Annotated in this window: 14 protein-coding genes, 3 tRNA genes and 1 other RNA gene; 12 read left to right on the top strand and 6 right to left on the bottom strand. The window is 28.8% G+C overall.

The window, feature by feature from the left end:
• Positions 1 to 158: 158 nt before the first annotated feature.
• The gene (locus FJM08_RS07380) at positions 159 to 722 is read right to left on the bottom strand and encodes an NAD(P)H-dependent oxidoreductase (protein WP_211331331.1); all 564 of its coding nucleotides are present in this window, start codon (positions 720 to 722) and stop codon (positions 159 to 161) included.
• Between the two features lie 96 nt (positions 723 to 818).
• Between FJM08_RS07380 and upp the strand changes: the two genes are divergently transcribed.
• On the top strand, positions 819 to 1,445 hold the full coding sequence (gene upp, locus FJM08_RS00930; RefSeq protein ID WP_140031342.1) for a uracil phosphoribosyltransferase: 627 nt from the start codon (positions 819 to 821) through the stop codon (positions 1,443 to 1,445).
• A gap of 49 nt (positions 1,446 to 1,494) precedes the next feature.
• On the opposite strand, the gene FJM08_RS07385 is transcribed toward upp, so the two are convergent.
• A complete protein-coding gene (locus tag FJM08_RS07385) occupies positions 1,495 to 2,142 on the bottom strand; it encodes a hypothetical protein (protein ID WP_140031343.1) in 648 nt (215 codons plus the stop codon).
• A gap of 8 nt (positions 2,143 to 2,150) precedes the next feature.
• An RNA gene (ffs, locus tag FJM08_RS00940) (signal recognition particle sRNA small type) lies at positions 2,151 to 2,247 on the bottom strand.
• A gap of 107 nt (positions 2,248 to 2,354) precedes the next feature.
• On the opposite strand from ffs, the gene FJM08_RS07390 reads away from it, so the two are divergent.
• From FJM08_RS07390 to FJM08_RS00965, 5 genes are all read left to right on the top strand, one after another.
• Positions 2,355 to 3,263, top strand: a complete 909-nt coding sequence (locus FJM08_RS07390) for a gamma-glutamylcyclotransferase family protein (RefSeq protein ID WP_140031344.1) — start codon at positions 2,355 to 2,357, stop codon at positions 3,261 to 3,263.
• Positions 3,263 to 4,948 carry a GIY-YIG nuclease family protein gene (locus FJM08_RS07395; protein WP_140031345.1) on the top strand — a complete coding sequence of 562 codons (1,686 nt, stop codon included), beginning with the start codon at positions 3,263 to 3,265 and terminating at the stop codon, positions 4,946 to 4,948. Before FJM08_RS07390 ends, FJM08_RS07395 begins: the two co-directional genes overlap by 1 nt.
• Before the next feature lie 90 nt (positions 4,949 to 5,038).
• Positions 5,039 to 5,114, top strand: a tRNA-Arg gene (locus FJM08_RS00955).
• A 96-nt stretch (positions 5,115 to 5,210) separates the two neighbouring features.
• Positions 5,211 to 5,284, top strand: a tRNA-Gly gene (locus FJM08_RS00960).
• A 1-nt stretch (position 5,285) separates the two neighbouring features.
• A tRNA-Gly gene (locus FJM08_RS00965) sits at positions 5,286 to 5,359 on the top strand.
• A gap of 45 nt (positions 5,360 to 5,404) precedes the next feature.
• Here the strand turns inward: FJM08_RS00965 and msrB are convergent.
• Complete coding sequence (gene msrB, locus FJM08_RS00970) at positions 5,405 to 6,358, bottom strand: peptide-methionine (R)-S-oxide reductase MsrB (RefSeq protein ID WP_140031346.1); 954 nt, start codon at positions 6,356 to 6,358, stop codon at positions 5,405 to 5,407.
• 93 nt (positions 6,359 to 6,451) lie between these two features.
• Between msrB and FJM08_RS07400 the strand changes: the two genes are divergently transcribed.
• The 3 genes from FJM08_RS07400 to rplA all read left to right on the top strand — a co-directional run bounded on the left by FJM08_RS07400 (position 6,452) and on the right by rplA (position 8,367).
• Entirely contained in the window at positions 6,452 to 7,048 is a 597-nt protein-coding gene (locus FJM08_RS07400; protein WP_140031347.1) for an FMN-dependent NADH-azoreductase, read from the top strand.
• 183 nt (positions 7,049 to 7,231) lie between these two features.
• Positions 7,232 to 7,675: a 50S ribosomal protein L11 gene (rplK, locus tag FJM08_RS00980; RefSeq protein ID WP_140031348.1), complete on the top strand. Its 444-nt coding sequence runs from the start codon at positions 7,232 to 7,234 to the stop codon at positions 7,673 to 7,675.
• Positions 7,675 to 8,367, top strand: coding sequence for a 50S ribosomal protein L1 (gene rplA, locus FJM08_RS00985; protein WP_140031349.1), 693 nt, complete (start codon positions 7,675 to 7,677; stop codon positions 8,365 to 8,367). The genes rplK and rplA overlap by 1 nt, the downstream gene beginning before the upstream one ends.
• A gap of 111 nt (positions 8,368 to 8,478) precedes the next feature.
• Here rplA and eno read toward each other — a convergent pair whose 3' ends face one another.
• Entirely contained in the window at positions 8,479 to 9,855 is a 1,377-nt protein-coding gene (eno, locus tag FJM08_RS00990; protein WP_140031350.1) for a phosphopyruvate hydratase, read from the bottom strand.
• Between the two features lie 56 nt (positions 9,856 to 9,911).
• Between eno and FJM08_RS00995 the strand changes: the two genes are divergently transcribed.
• Positions 9,912 to 10,622: a hypothetical protein gene (locus FJM08_RS00995; RefSeq protein ID WP_140031351.1), complete on the top strand. Its 711-nt coding sequence runs from the start codon at positions 9,912 to 9,914 to the stop codon at positions 10,620 to 10,622.
• 43 nt (positions 10,623 to 10,665) lie between these two features.
• Here the strand turns inward: FJM08_RS00995 and FJM08_RS07405 are convergent, their stop codons facing one another.
• Positions 10,666 to 11,502 carry a hypothetical protein gene (locus FJM08_RS07405; RefSeq protein WP_140031352.1) on the bottom strand — a complete coding sequence of 279 codons (837 nt, stop codon included), beginning with the start codon at positions 11,500 to 11,502 and terminating at the stop codon, positions 10,666 to 10,668.
• Between the two features lie 78 nt (positions 11,503 to 11,580).
• Here FJM08_RS07405 and tig point away from each other — a divergent pair, with 78 nt between their 5' ends.
• A complete protein-coding gene (tig, locus tag FJM08_RS01005; RefSeq protein WP_140031353.1) occupies positions 11,581 to 13,017 on the top strand; it encodes a trigger factor in 1,437 nt (478 codons plus the stop codon).
• Between the two features lie 82 nt (positions 13,018 to 13,099).
• Entirely contained in the window at positions 13,100 to 15,703 is a 2,604-nt protein-coding gene (secA, locus tag FJM08_RS07410; protein WP_140031354.1) for a preprotein translocase subunit SecA, read from the top strand.
• Positions 15,704 to 15,770 lie beyond the last annotated feature (67 nt).

Here is a 15,770-nt window from a genome sequence, read left to right on the forward strand (position 1 = left end):
TTTTTTTTTTTTTTTTTGAAAATGGTTAGCTAGCGTCTTACTTTAGCATAAAAAAACACGAAAATGGGCTTTTTTCGTGCTAAGAAGATAGAAATTAAGACAAATATTGGCTGATTTACTTTTTAAAAAATAAAAATTCAACCTTAATTTAACTCTAATTATTTTATTTTGCTAGTAATTTTATTAATGATATCTTTTCGTTTGTTTTCAGAACGATAAATTAATTTATCGATACGTTTGGCTTTTGAGACCTTTATACCCGTGAATCAACAAACAGCTCGCTTTAGCATTGCAAAATCAGCATTTTTATAAACTAAACTCACAAAAAAACTCGGAGCGTCGCATGTTGAAAAAATTCTTGCCGTTTTACCTTTTAATAGTTTGTCTCAAAGCGAACTATTTTGGCGATATTTATATGCAAATCCTTTTTGAAAAACATTATCAATATATCCCTTTAGTATTGCAGGAATTCCGCCTCATCATAAAGGATAAAAGAAAATAATTTCATCTGCTCATTTAATATTTGTTTGTTCGTTTTTAACAACTTTTGCCGTTTTTTCGCTAAATCCGCTTTTGCTTAAATTTATTTCAAAATCCAAGTCAATTATATTTACGCGTTTGACATCGTGGCCTTTTTCTAGTAGTTTCTTTTCATATGCATCAATTAATTGACCATTAAATGAATCTTTAGTTGGATGCCCTAAAATTAAATAGTATTTCATTATTATTCCCTTTTACTTATTTTTTCTATATTTAAAATTATATATTCTATAATATTAACAAAATCAAAATAACTTGTGAAATTAAGGAAAGAAGAAATGTTAAAAGTGCTAAATCATCCGCTAATATCAATTAAATTAACTAATATGCGCGATAAAAACGCAGACCATTCAGTTTTTCGTAGAAATTTAAACGAAATTGCTTCATTAATGGTTTATGAAATTTTAAGAAATTATCAAACAAAACCAAAAAATATTGTAACTCCACTTGATAAAAAATATGAAGGCACTACAATTGATAAATCAATTGTTTTTGTTCCGATATTACGTGCAGGACTAGGAATGCTTGACGGTCTTTTGGAATTAGTTCCAGAAGCAAGAGTGGGTCATATTGGTATGTATCGCGACGAACAAAGTTTTAAGGCAAAAGAATATTACTATAAAATGCCTGACGTCAAAAAAGATAGTTATGTTTTTGTAGTTGATCCTATGCTAGCGACAGGCGGCTCAGCAGTTGATGCAATAACAAGATTAAAAAATAATGGATTTAATAATGTCCATTTAATTTGTTTAGTTGGTGTTAAAGAAGGTGTTGAAAACATTGAAAAGCATTTTGGCAAGGATTTCGAAATTTATTTAGCTGCTCTTGATAGTAAATTAAACGAAAATAAATATATTGAACCCGGGTTGGGCGACGCTGGCGATAGAATATTTGGCACAAAATAATCTAAATTATTAAAAATAACCACAGTGAATGTGGTTTTTTGTGTTTATGTTAATTTATATTGGCTATTTTTTTCTTAATGATATCAATAATTTTTAAAATAAATAGTGACAGTTGATTCGCCAAGTATCTAGTATTTGTATTATTTTCATTTAAAAATAAGTTATTCGCCTTAGGGAGTTCACTAATGTAAACATCCGTGGCTGATATTAAAATAGTGTCATTTATGGTTTGATCATAAAGGGAATCTAATTGTTTTTTAGCTAATATTGGGTCGCATCAAATATAATATGGTTGATTTTTGCCTATACCCTGCGTTAATATAATTAATGTTTTATTGTTTAGATTTTTTTTAGTAAGCAATTCATAAATTTCTTCTAATGTTTTCAAGATAAATTTACTTGCAAAATAATTTGATTCATCATCGTTATATTTTCAATTTTTTCATTGGTTATTAGTTTCGTTATCAAAATGTTCATTTTCGGCAATAAAATACTCACCCTTAGAAAAATATAAATTGCTAAATTTTTTCGCATCATATTCGGTTGGCATTTCTATTTCACTTAAACATGAAATTTCATCATTGTGTTTAATTTTTGAAACTTTAATATAAATTACAAATTCAATCGTTCGCATTAATGGCAAAATTTCATAATCATTACCATTTAGTAGCGGCATCAATAATTTTGAGCAAATCATAAAATTCCTTTATATAAAAAACCACAAGACACAACACTTCTCGGTATGGCTGCTATATTTCTATCCTGACCAGTTTACAAGGTTATCGTTCTCATGGCAATATTATTATAATTGAATAATTTGAAATTTAAGTCAAATTAGCCAAACAAATAACGTAATTGGCAATATTTGTTTTGGTATAATTTTTTATTATTTACTATTGGAGTTAATTTATGACTGATGAAAAAATTTATGTATTTAGTTATGGTACAATACAAGAACCACTATTTTATGAAAATCTTTTAGGCAAAAATGTAGTTCGTCATGCAGCAACACTTAACGGCTATGCTAAATGTGTTGATGAAACTATGTATTTTTTATTAAAAAAAGATATGGCAAGTCAAGTTAAAGGAACGGTTTTTGAAATTTCAAAAGATCAATTATTCATGATCGATCGTTGAGAAATGTATCCTCAATATCAAAGATTTCAAGTTAATGTACTTTTAAACGATACAAATGAAATGTTGGAAAATGTTTATGTTTATACAAAACTTGAAACCGGAAAGTATTTTTTAGCAACTGATGATTTGCCATTTTCTAAAGATCCAAGTTCTACTGATGAGAATATTAATGCATTTGTTACACTAGAAAATGCAAGAAAGAATATGCCAATCTCTGACACAATTTTTCTTTACGAAATTTCGAAGGAAAAACATGATGAAATTCGTGCACTTTCACATCCTTATTTGGCTTTAATATTAGACGATAGCAAAAATAAATTATTTCAAGTTGACTCATGTGTTTTGTTTGCTATTCAAGAAAAAGGCAAATATTATGCGACCTTAACTTCGTTTGGTAATAAAAATGGTCTAAATAGTGTTCATTACTACAATATTTTTAATAATAAAATTGAAGATTTAAATGCAAAAATAACATATAAACCATTATATGATTTTGACATTAAATTTTTAGAAGAAAATAAACCAAACTACTATCTAAGTCATCGTGAAGAAAGTGACAGCGAAAATAAGGTTGGCTGATTTGAAAATATGGCCTTTGAATTGGTTTCAAAATCATTTAATTTGGATCCACTGAAACGTTATGATGAAATTTTATCAGCGTTTTTTGGCACATTAAAATAATGATTGAAAAAGAATTAATTAAAGATGTTCCTACTAGTCCTGGCGTTTATTTATGAAAAGATAAGAATGGCAATGTAATTTATGTAGGTAAAGCGAAAAATTTGAAATCAAGAATGTTGCAATATTTTGATCCTAAAATGCAAAACTCATATAAAACTCCAAAGATGCTACAAAACATAGCATCTTTTTCCACAATTGTTCTATCAAGCGATCGTGAAGCATTTATTCAAGAACGTAAATTAATTCAAAAATATCATCCTTTTTACAATGTTCTTTTTCCATCACAGTCGTCATTTCCTTATATCAGAGTTAAATTAAATAGCAATAAATTGGTTATTGACTTAAAAAATAAATATGAACAAGAAAAAAATGCTATTTACTATGGGCCATTACCTAACAATAAAAACTTCAAACCTCTAATAAGATATTTAAATCATTTGCTATTAGCAAAAGATGGCCAAATAATAAAAAACCAAACCAAAAAGTTCGCTGAAGAACAATTTTACAAAGCAAAAGAAATAATGAAATTTGGACTAAATTTTAAAAAAGACCTTGAAAATAAGCTTGATAGTGCAATTAATAGCAACATGTTTGAGCAAGCTAAATTTTATAACGATATTTTGGATTTGCTAAATTACAACACTCAAGATCAACATATTTTTATTAAATCGCAAAAACAGATTGATGTATTTGGAATTTATCAAGCAACAGATTTTGTTTTAATTCATTGCATGCTATATCGCGAAAGAATGCTTATTAGCGAATATGATTTCACGCTTGAAATCCGAAGTACACTAGAAAATTTAATCAACGAATTTTTATCGGAATTTTATTCACATAATTGAATTCCTGATCAGATTTTACTTAGCCAAGAATTTCCTAAAAATTCTTTAGAATTTGAAGATAAAATTATTTTTTCACAAGCTGGAATGATAAATGAATTAATAAGCAAAGCAAAAGAGAACGCCGAAAATAATGCTTCATTAAAAATTACTGAATATAAAAATATGCTTTTTAAAACTAAAATAGCTCAAGAAAAGCTTGCGATTTATTTAAAAACGAAAACCGAAAATATTATTATGTTTGATAACTCTTTTGTTCATGGAACAAATGAAATAATCGGCGGCGCAATTTGATTTTATGCCGGAAAACCATATAAAAAAAATTATCGATTCTATAATTTGGATTGCAATGCATTGCGCAATGCTGATGTTGAATACATGCGACAAACCTCATTTAATTATTTAAAAGAATTTAAAGATCAAATTGATGTTATATTTGCTGATGGAAATATAATGCAAATTCAAGAAATAAAAAACTCCATGGAATCATTAAATATTAATATTCCTATTTTTGGCTTGGTTAAAAATGAATATCATGAAACAAAATATTTAATTGACGAAAACGATAATGAAATAATAATTGATGACCCTAACGTTTTTAATTTGCTGGCACGTATGCAAACTGAAGTTGACAGATTTGCTAAAACAATGCATAGCAAAAAACATTTAAAATCAATGTTAAATAATCCTTTACTTTTAATTAAGGGTGTAGGGAAAAAAACAATCGAAAAATTGCTTGCTTCGTTTAATACATATCAAGATATATTAAATGCTACCGAAGAAGAATTGTGCAAAGTTGTTTCGCCAAAAATTGCAAAATTAATAATGAATGAAAAATTTTAATAATTAATTAAATTGATTACGAAAAACAAGTTTAAATTCTTATTATTTTTTATACATGACTAATTATTGTGCTAAAATAATACTTGCAACGGTCGTGTAGCTCAGGGGATAGAGTACGTGCCTTCTAAGCATGTGGTCGCAGGTTCGAATCCTGCCACGATCGCCATTTTTTTATTTTAATTTTCCAACATTAGAAGCAAAACTCTTTTATTAATTTTTTAAATCTCAAAAAATTTTTAATGTATAATAATAAGGCAATCTAGCGAGTGTAGTTTAATGGTAGAACATCAGCCTTCCAAGCTGAATACGAGGGTCCGATTCCCTTCACTTGCACCATGCGGATGTAGTTCAATGGTAGAACATCAGGTTGCCAATCTGAATACGAGGGTCCGATTCCCTTCATCCGCACCATTTGTTTAATTACACCAATTAAAAAATCGCCAATGATGTGGCGATTTATTTTATTTTTTCTACACATTCTTTAAAATAGGGAATTAAATTTTCGTAAATGGTATTTTCAAGTTTGCCAATTTCAATAAAGTTAAGACTTGCACCATTTATACAAAATCTAACGCCGCCTTGTTCTTTTGGACCATCGTTAAATACGTGTCCCAAATGTGAATCTTGATTTTTTGATGTGGTTTCAATGCGGTGCATATTATGTGAAAAATCATCATAATAGTTAACGCAATCAATTCTAATTGGTTTGGTAAATGAAGGTCAACCGCAACCGGCATTATATTTATTTTCACTTGAAAATAATGGTTCACCACTTATTTTATCAATAAATAAGCCACATTCATTTAGGCTATTTAATGATGATGAAAAAGGTGTTTCTGTAGCCTTTTCTAATAAAACTTTTTTCGAAAAATCGTCAATGTTTAATTTTTCAATTTCTTCGCTCGTCAATTTATCTTTGCTAAATAGAGGTTTATCAGCGGCTGATAAATTAATATGGCAATATCCATTAGGATTTTTTAGTAAATAATTTTGATGATATTCCTCTGCTAAAATAAAATTATTTAATTTTTCAACTTCAATTGCAACTTTTTTGCCTTCGTGTTGTTTTTCATAAATTTGCAATGTCAAAAGTGCACATTTTCTACTATATTCATCAACAAAATAAATTCCGGTTCGATATTGCCTACCAATATCACCGCCTTGTCTATTTCTAGAATATGGATTGATTAATGTTAAATATCTTTCAAAAATTTCTGCAATGTTGATAATATTTTCATCATATTCAATTTCTAAAGTTTCCGCATGATCGGTCTCCTTAATATTGTGATAATTAGTTTCAAGTGTTAATCCGTTTGCATAACCTACATTTGTATTAATGATTCCTTTAATTTTCGAAAAATAAGCTTGCATTCCTCAAAAACATCCACCAGCTAAATATATTTTGTTCATTTTTTCTCCTTTACAAATATTTTTTAATATTTCTTTGTAAAATAAATTGGTAAATATTATTTTAATAAAATAAAGGAGTATTAAATCAAAAAAATGAATAAAATAATTGCTTTATATTCTTCACCAATTAACGAGGAAAAATCAATTTCTAGTAATTTAACAAATTTATTTGTTGAAAACTATTTAGAATTAAATTCAAATGATGAATTATTAAAAATAAATTTAAATGATGAAAAAATTGGTACTGAAGTAATGACAAGTCATAGTTTTGTTGATGTTTTTGGCACTGAAAGCGAAAAATGAATTGATATGTTAAAATCAACAAATAAATTAATTATTTCTATGCCAATGATTAATTTTAATGTTCCAACAGTATTAAAAAATTTCTTTGATCATATTTGTGTTGCCAATAAAACATTTTCATATAAATATTCAAATAAAGGCGATGCTATTGGATTACTTTCAAATTTAAAAGTTCAAATAATTGCAACTCAAGGCGCGCCTATTGATTGATATCAATGAGGTTTATTTGTAAATTATGTTGAAGGAACATGCAAATTTTTAGGTATGAAAGTTATGCCTTCAATTATGGTTAGTGGCGTTAAAACAAAACCATTAAATGAAAAAAATATTTCTGAAATTAAGGAAATTTTTGCAGAAAAAATTAAGGAAGCTGCTCAGAATTTTTAATTACAAATAATCTCGATGGCAAAAATTTATTGTCACTTTTTTGCTTTAAATTTTTTCTAATTTTTTATTTATAAAATAAAATCGGTTTTTGTTATAATTCTAAATGCAATTATTAATTGCCTCTAGCAAGTGGGAGAATTTATTTAAATTCATTTGCACCACATTAATCGAAAGGATTTTATTATGGCAAAAAAAATAGTTAAAAAAGCCAAACTACAATTTGCTGCTGGACAAGCAAAACCCGGTCCAGCTTTAGCAGGTGTTGGAATTAACATGCCTGAATTTACAAAGGCATTTAACGATAAAACAAGAGAAAGAGGTTCAGAACCTGTTCCTGTTTTAATCACTGTATATGAAGATAAATCATTTGATTTTAAATTATTTACTTCACCTACAGCATATAAACTAATAGAAGCAGCAAAAGTTAAAAAAGGCAGTGGAAAACCAAATAAAGAAAAAGTTGGATCAATAACAATTGAACAACTAAAAGAAATTGCTGAATACAAGATGCCTGATTTAAATGCAACAAAACTTGAATCAGCTATGAAACAAATTGCCGGTACAGCTAAAAATATGGGAATTACAGTTGAAGGCTATGAAGAATGACTAAAAGGCGGTGCTAACTAATGGCTAAGAGACTTTCTAAAAATGTAAAAACTGTAAAAACATTAGTAAACAAAAAAGATGTATTTCCATTAATTGAAGCGATTGAACTAGCAAAGAAAGCTTCATTTGCAAAATTTGATGAATCATTAGATATTGCAATTAAATTAAATCTTGACACTAGAAAATCAGACCAACAATTGCGTGGAGCAGTTGTATTGCCACATGGAACTGGCAAAACCGTTAAAGTTTTAGTTGCAACTGATGAAGTTTCAGCACAAAAAGCTGCGCAAGAAGCAGGGGCTGATTTCGTATATTCAGCAGCAGAATTACCTGAAGTTTTAAATCAAGATAAATATAACTTTGATGTCATTGTTGCCGATCCTAAAATGATGTTAGTTTTAGGAAAATATGGTAAAAAATTAGGACCTAAAGGTTTAATGCCTAACCCTAAAACAGGTACCGTAACAACTAACCCTGCTAAAGCTGTTGAAGAACTTAAAAAAGGTAAGGCAAATTACCGTGCCGACAAAGGTGGAATCATTCATGCCTCAGTTGGTAAAAAATCAATGGATTCAAAAATGTTGGCGGAAAACGCTGAAACATTACTTCAAACAGTAAAAAGATTGAAACCACAAACAGTTAAAGGAACATATGTTCTTAACGTTACCGTTTCTACGACTATGGGTGCTTCTGTTAAGGTAAAAATTGATTAATCAACAATAATGTAAAAAACAAAACGCAATAACGCGTTTCGTTTTTTTGTTTGCTAAAAATTTAATCTAAAAAGCGACTGCACTTAAGCAATCGCATTTTGCAATGTTTCATTATTTAGAATTTAAATTTACAAACGATTGTTTGCCTTCATATTTAGCTTTTTCACCCAATTCATTTTCAATTTTTAATAAACGATTATATTTAGCAACACGATCAGTTCTTGAAAGCGAACCAGTTTTTATTTCTCCAGTGTTAAATGCAACTGATAAATCAGCGATAAATGTATCTTCGGTTTCGCCGGATCTATGCGATATAACTGGAACAAGATTCATTGATTGGCTTAATTTGATTGCTTTAATAGTTTCTGAAAGCGAACCGATTTGGTTTATTTTGATTAGCGAAGCATTGATTGCTTTTTTTTCGATGGCCATTGCAATAAATTTTGGGTTTGTAACAATTAAATCATCACCAACTAATTGAATATTTTTTCCAAATTTTTTGTTCATTCTTTGAAAACCTTCTCAGTCATTCTCGTCGTGTGAGTCTTCAATTGAAATAATTGGATATTTGGTTATTAATTTTCCATAATAGTCGACGAATTCATCTGATGTGAATTCATATTTGTAATCAACAAGTTTTGCATATCCCTTACTTTTATTTAAAACTGCTTCTTTAAATTTTTTAAAGACATAAGTTTTGGTATCAGAATTATAAAGTTCTGAACTAGCTGCATCAAGACAAATTGCAATTGCCTTTTCTCCTGAGGTAGCGGGATTAAATCCTGCAGTTTTAATCGCATTAACCAAAAAATCAAGTGCTTCTTCATGGGTGCGCAAATTTGGAGCAAAACCGCCTTCATCACCAACTTGCGTTCCATGTCCTGCTTTTTTTAGCAATTTAGATAGAGTGTGAAACACCATATTAGCCATTTGCAAAGCTTCTTTAAATGTTTTAGCCCCGATTGGCATAATCATAAATTCTTGAAAATCAATTGTATTTGATGCGTGTTCCCCACCGTTAATAACATTTAACATCGGAACTGGCAATTTATATGCTTCACGATTATCTAGCGATGCCAAATATTTATATAATGGTTGCTTTTTTTCTGATGCAGCGGCTTTTGCGCAAGCTAATGAAACAGCTAATATAGCATTCGCACCTAATTTTTCTTTATTTTCTGTATTATCTAAATCAATCATTAATTGGTCAATTTCAAATTGCTTTTTAACATCTTTTTTTAGCAATTGTGGCGCAATAATATTATTAACATTATCGCAAGCGGTTTGAACTCCTTTACCACCAAATCAATTTGCTTCGTATTGTGTGTTTTTGTCACGTAATTCTAATGCTTCTTTTGAACCTGTTGATGCCCCAGAAGGAACAAGAGCTTCGGCAAAAGCTTTTTTTGTTTTCAATTCAACTTTAACAGTTGGATTTCCGCGACTATCTAAAACTTCATATGCTTTTATATTAATTATTTTTGACATAATTTCTCCTTAATATTAATTATAAAATATTACTAATTAATAGTAAAATTAAAAGCATGGATTTAGCAAATAACAATATAAATTTTGATGAAATATTAAAAAAAGTGGAAGAAATTAAGCAAATAGACTCCTTACGCGCAATTTATATAATTGATGAAGAACTAAAAAATGTTATTTCAGAAAACGATATAGCTGATTTAAATGCATTACGTGATAATGTTATTTTTCAAATCAAAAAAAATAATTTAATTGCAAAGACTTCATTAGACACTTTAACTTTAATTAACTTGCTTAAAAACAAAAAAATGGATTATGCCTTTATGGTAATGTACAATGAACTGAAAGCACGTGAAAATTTAGCAAAATATGCTAAAGATTTTCAATATTTTTTTGACGAAATAAATTTTGATAGCGCTGGTTTTCAAACACTAATTTATGATTTATTAGTTTTGAAAGATATTGATTTTAACTATAAAATAAATGGCGAAATTATTAATCCTAAAAAAATGGGCTCGTTTTTGAAAAACGAAGGCGTTAATAAAATGCAAGAAAAAATTTTAAATTTATTTGAAAAGGATATTTCAAAAATAAAAATTGCGCGCCAAGTATTTTCAGCATATTTATTTCAAAATTGAATTGACATTTTACTAAATAGAACATCAAATGATTATGAGCAAATTTTTAATGTTGTTCAAGTTTTATATGGCGAAAAATCTTCAAAGGATTTAACTGAAAAAGAGCATAAATTATATAATGTTTTCAAATAAAAATATAGGCTGCGCCAAAGATTATTGGTTATGCCTATATTTTTTATTGTTCTTGTATTTTTGCTTTAGTGGGTGATTTTAAAGTTGCTCTCGAAATAATTGCTGTGATATTTGCTAGTAGTATTTCAACCATTAAAGCATAAATTAGTGGAATATATACTTTAGCTGCAGCAATTTTGTTCATCACAAGAGCGCCTTTGCTGCCAAATAAGTGAAGTGTGAACACTAAAATAAAGTTTAGAATAAATATTGCATCAAATATTAATAAAAATATGCCTTCAGCGATTGCTTTTTTAGCAAATGCAACAATAATGGTTATTATTCATATAATTTGCAATGTAAGCATGAATAATGCAATTAAAATTGCTAATATTAAGGCGCAAATAATAATTGCTGCCATTGGAGCTCCGGCTTTACCTTTAGTTATTGCATCTTTAACAGCAGCGAATAAAAATTTCGAAACAGTGGCAATTTTTGTTGGCGCAAATATTAGCAGTAGTAAAGAAAATGTTAATGTAACGAATGAAAAATATCCGTTAATTCCAATACTTCAAGTACTATCGCTCGAAATAACTTTTGTTGTATGTGTAGTTATATCAAATGCGCCAATAGGAATTATGATTAGTCCTAATAAAAAAAGTGTTATTGATGCAGTTGATATAAAACTACTAGGGTTAAAACTTCTTCTACTCATGGAATTCTCCTTGTTTTGTTTTATGTTATTATGCTCTAAATGATAGCAAAAAAATAATTTCTTACTTCAATCTGTTTTTTTAAATGCAATAAAAGCAAAAAAATAAGTAATTTTGGTTTCTTTTATGATTTTAGAAGCATTTATAACAATAAATAATTTTTGATATTTTTTGCGACAAAAAGTCAAAAAAATTCAAATAAAAATACAATTAAATTTACTTAAATTAAATATAATAATAAAGATATTTATTTTTAAGGAGAAAAAATGTCAAGAATAATAAATAAAGAAAAAAGTGAATTGATAATTTCTTATACATTAGAAGGCGAAGAATTACAAACCGCATTTGAAAAAGCTAAAAAATCATTACGCGCAAACATCACAGTTCCAGGTTTTAGAAAAGGTAAAGCCCCCGAAAGAGAAGCCGATAAAAGAATTTCATTTAGTGAAATATTAGACAAGGCTCTAAGTTCAAACATAGATTCAATATATGAAAAACATATCAAAACCGAAATTCAAGATAATGATGAAATAATCGGCAAAGCAAAGCTTACATTGGGTGAAACTGATAATCCGAAAGAAAAAGTTATTATTGAATTTGTCTTTCCATTAATGCCCGAAGTTAAATTGGGAAACTATAAAAATTTAGACATTAAATTAGGATCATTAAAATTAACTAATGATGAAGTTCAAAGCACAGAATTGCAACTATTAAGTGATTATGTTGCACTATTAGATACTGATGATGCTATTGCTAAAGAAGATACAGTTAACTTCGATTTTAAAGGCTATGTTGATGGTAAACCATTTGACGGTGGCGATGCTGAAGGATTTGATTTAAAAATTGGATCAGGACAATTTATTCCTGGATTTGAAGATAAAATGATCGGTCTAAAAAAAGGTGAAGAAAAAGACCTTGAGTTAGAATTCCCAAAGAATTATCATGTTAACTCTTTAGCTGGTAAACCAGTTACATTTCACGTTAAAATTAACTTTGTTAAAAGACCTAATTTTCCAGAAATTACTGAACAATTTATTAAAGAAATTAATTTACCAGGTGTTGAAACACTTGATGAATACAAAAATGAAATTAAAGCAAAAACATATAGCGAAAAATTATCAAAAATTGAGACAGAATTTACTAATTTAATAATACAAAAATTAGTTGAAAGTTCAAAAATAAATGTTCCCGATTCACTTGTAAAGCAAGAAGCAGAAAAATATTACGCAAACTTTATTAATAATTTAAAACAACAAGAAATTTTAGAAAAAGAATATTTAGAATTTACTAATAACACTAAAGAAGATGTTTTAAAAACATTTGATGAATCTGCAATTTTAAATCTAAAGAAAAGTTTTATTCTTAATGCAATCGCTAAAGCTGAAAAAATTAGTCTTTCACAAGAAGAATATTTAGCAGAATGTCAAAGAATTGCAGATCTTTACAAAATTGGTATTGATGGTGTAAAAAGTATTTTAAAATTCGAAAATGTTGAAAACCGTTACATTAATGAACATGTTATTGATTTACTAATTTCATACAATGATAAAACTGGGTTTGAAGAATATAAGAAAAATAAAGCATTTGTTAAAGAACACGAAGAATCTAAACTAGCAAGGATTACCGAAAAAGCCCGTGCTAGAGAAGAAGAAGCAAAAAAAGCAAAAGAAAAAGACGAACTTAAAAAAGTTGAAAATAAATAATTAAACTAAAGTGCGAACAATGTATCGTGCTTTTTTATTTTTTTAGTATTGCATAGCAATAAATGCTATAAAATATATGTTTATGAAGTTATTTAATTTTAAATCAGCTGAAATGCGTATCGCTGAAGCCACTCTTAAAAAAATTAATAAATTAGAGGCACAAATTTCTGTTCTTAGTGATGATGAACTGAAAGCGAAAACTAATGAATTTAAAGGCAGAATCAAATCTGGTGAAACAGCCGAAAATATTCGCGCCGAAGTTTTTGCGGTCTCAAGGGAAGCAACAAAAAGAATATTGGGCAAGCGCCCTTATGATGTGCAAATGATTGGCGGCATTATTCTTGATTTAGGATCGGTTGCCGAAATGAAAACCGGTGAAGGTAAAACTATTACATCAATTGCGCCTGTTTATTTAAATGCGCTAACCGGCAATAGTGTAATTGTTTCAACGGTTAACGAATATCTAGCTGAACGTGATGCTGAAGAAATGGGCCAAGTATTTAATTTTTTAGGATTAACTGTTGGAATTAATAAAGCACAAATGCAACCTGACCAAAAACGCGCTGCATATGCTTGTGATATTGTTTATTCAATTCACTCTGAGTTAGGTTTTGATTATCTAAGAGACAACATGGCAATGACAAAAGAAGAAAAAGTTCAAAGAGGACTTGATTTTATCTTGCTTGATGAAGTTGACTCTATATTAATTGATGAAGCTAAAACTCCCTTAATTATTTCAGGTGGCGATAACGATGAAAGTAATTTATATACAATAGCTGATTTATTTGTAAGAACATTAAGCCAAGATGATTATTTTATCGATGAAGAAACAAAGTCAGTTTATTTAACTGATGATGGAATTTCAAAAGCGAATAAATATTTTAATTTTACTAATTTATATGATATTGAAAATTCAGAACTTGTACATAGAATTCAAAATGCATTGCGTGCGCACAAGGTTATGAAACTTGATGTTGAATATATTGTTCGCGACGATAAAATTGAGCTTGTCGACTCTTTTACTGGTCGGATTATGGAAGGTAGAGCATACTCTGAAGGATTACAACAAGCAATTCAAGCCAAAGAACGTGTTGAAATCGAATCAGAAACCAAAACATTAGCAACAATAACATATCAAAACTTTTTTAGACTTTTTAAGAAAATTAGCGGGATGACGGGTACCGCGAAAACCGAAGAAAAAGAATTTATAGATATTTACAATATGCGTGTTAATGAAGTTCCAACAAATAAACCAGTTGTTAGATTTGATGATAAAGATGAAATCTATGTCGATATGCATTCAAAATGAAAAGCAGTAACGAGAGAGGTTAAGGCCGCATATGAAAGAAAACAGCCAGTTTTAATCGGAACCGCGCAAGTAGAAGACTCAGAAATTTTACACGAATATTTACTAGAAGCTGGCGTGCCACACACTGTTTTAAATGCTAAACAGGATGCTTCAGAAGCAGAAATAATTGCTAAAGCTGGGCAATTAGGAGCCATTACAATAGCTACAAATATGGCTGGTCGTGGAACCGATATAAAACCTTCAAAAGAAGCACTTGAGGTGGGTGGACTATATGTTTTGGGTACTGAAAAAGCTGAATCTAGACGTATTGATAATCAATTAAAAGGTCGTTCTGGTAGACAAGGAGATGTTGGGTATACTAAATTTTTCCTATCTTTAGATGACCAATTAATTTTGCGTTTCTCAGTACAAGATAAATGAAAAGAAATTTTTAAGGTTTACGGCGAAGATCCAATCGAAGGCGAATCAATTCGTAAAGCATTTTTAAGAGCGCAAAAGAAAATTGAAGGTTTTAACTATGACAGTCGTAAAAGCGTTTTAAATTACGATGATGTTATTAGACAACAACGTGATTTAATTTACGAACAACGTGATTTAATTTTAAATCGTGATGATTTAGGTTCGATTATAAGAAAAATGCTTGCCGTGGCTGCTGAACAAGTGGTTAATAACCCATATTTTATAAAGAAAAATGATGCTTTAGATTTAGAAGCTTTTACTTCTTATTTAAATAATAATTTTATGGCGATTTCAACTTATACTTTTGATAAGGAAGAAATAAAAAAATACGATCGTGAAGAAATGACTGATTTCATTATCAATATTTGAAATAAGGAATATGATAAACTTCGTCAAAATATGATTGATAAGTATGGAATTGCGGCTTTAGGTTCTTCGGAAAGAAATATTATTCTTAACGTGTTTGATAGCGCTTGACAAGACCATATTAATGTTATGGATAAATTGAGACGTAGCACTAATTTAGTTCAATATTCACAAAAAAATCCATATCAAGTTTACACTAAAGTTGGTTCAAAGAAATTTAATGAATTAGTTAAGCGAATCGCATTAGAGTGTGCAGTTAATTTAATGAATAATTATGATGCAATACCGTCATCAAATAGTTCAATTGACTTGCCATGAATTACAAGTTCCGAAGGTAGTGAAAATCAAATTACTAATGAACAAGCAAGTCAATTCATTAAATCACTTTTAGATAGTCAAAGGATTAATTTGATTAAAAATGGCGTTTCAATTGATGAAACTGAAAGACAAGTTACCGAAATGGGTAAAAGACTAGTGAAGGAATTAAAACTTGCGATTCAAAAATCACAAGAATCAGAAAATAATTCGCCCGAAGTTCAAACTAAAGATTAACAATAGTTTTTGCAAAAAATAAAACGGGAATATTGCCGTGAAATAAAGGCAATATTTTTTGAATATC

This window comes from Metamycoplasma equirhinis, assembly GCF_006385185.1.
GTDB classification, from domain to species: Bacteria; Bacillota_I; Bacilli_A; order Mycoplasmatales; family Metamycoplasmataceae; genus Metamycoplasma; species Metamycoplasma equirhinis.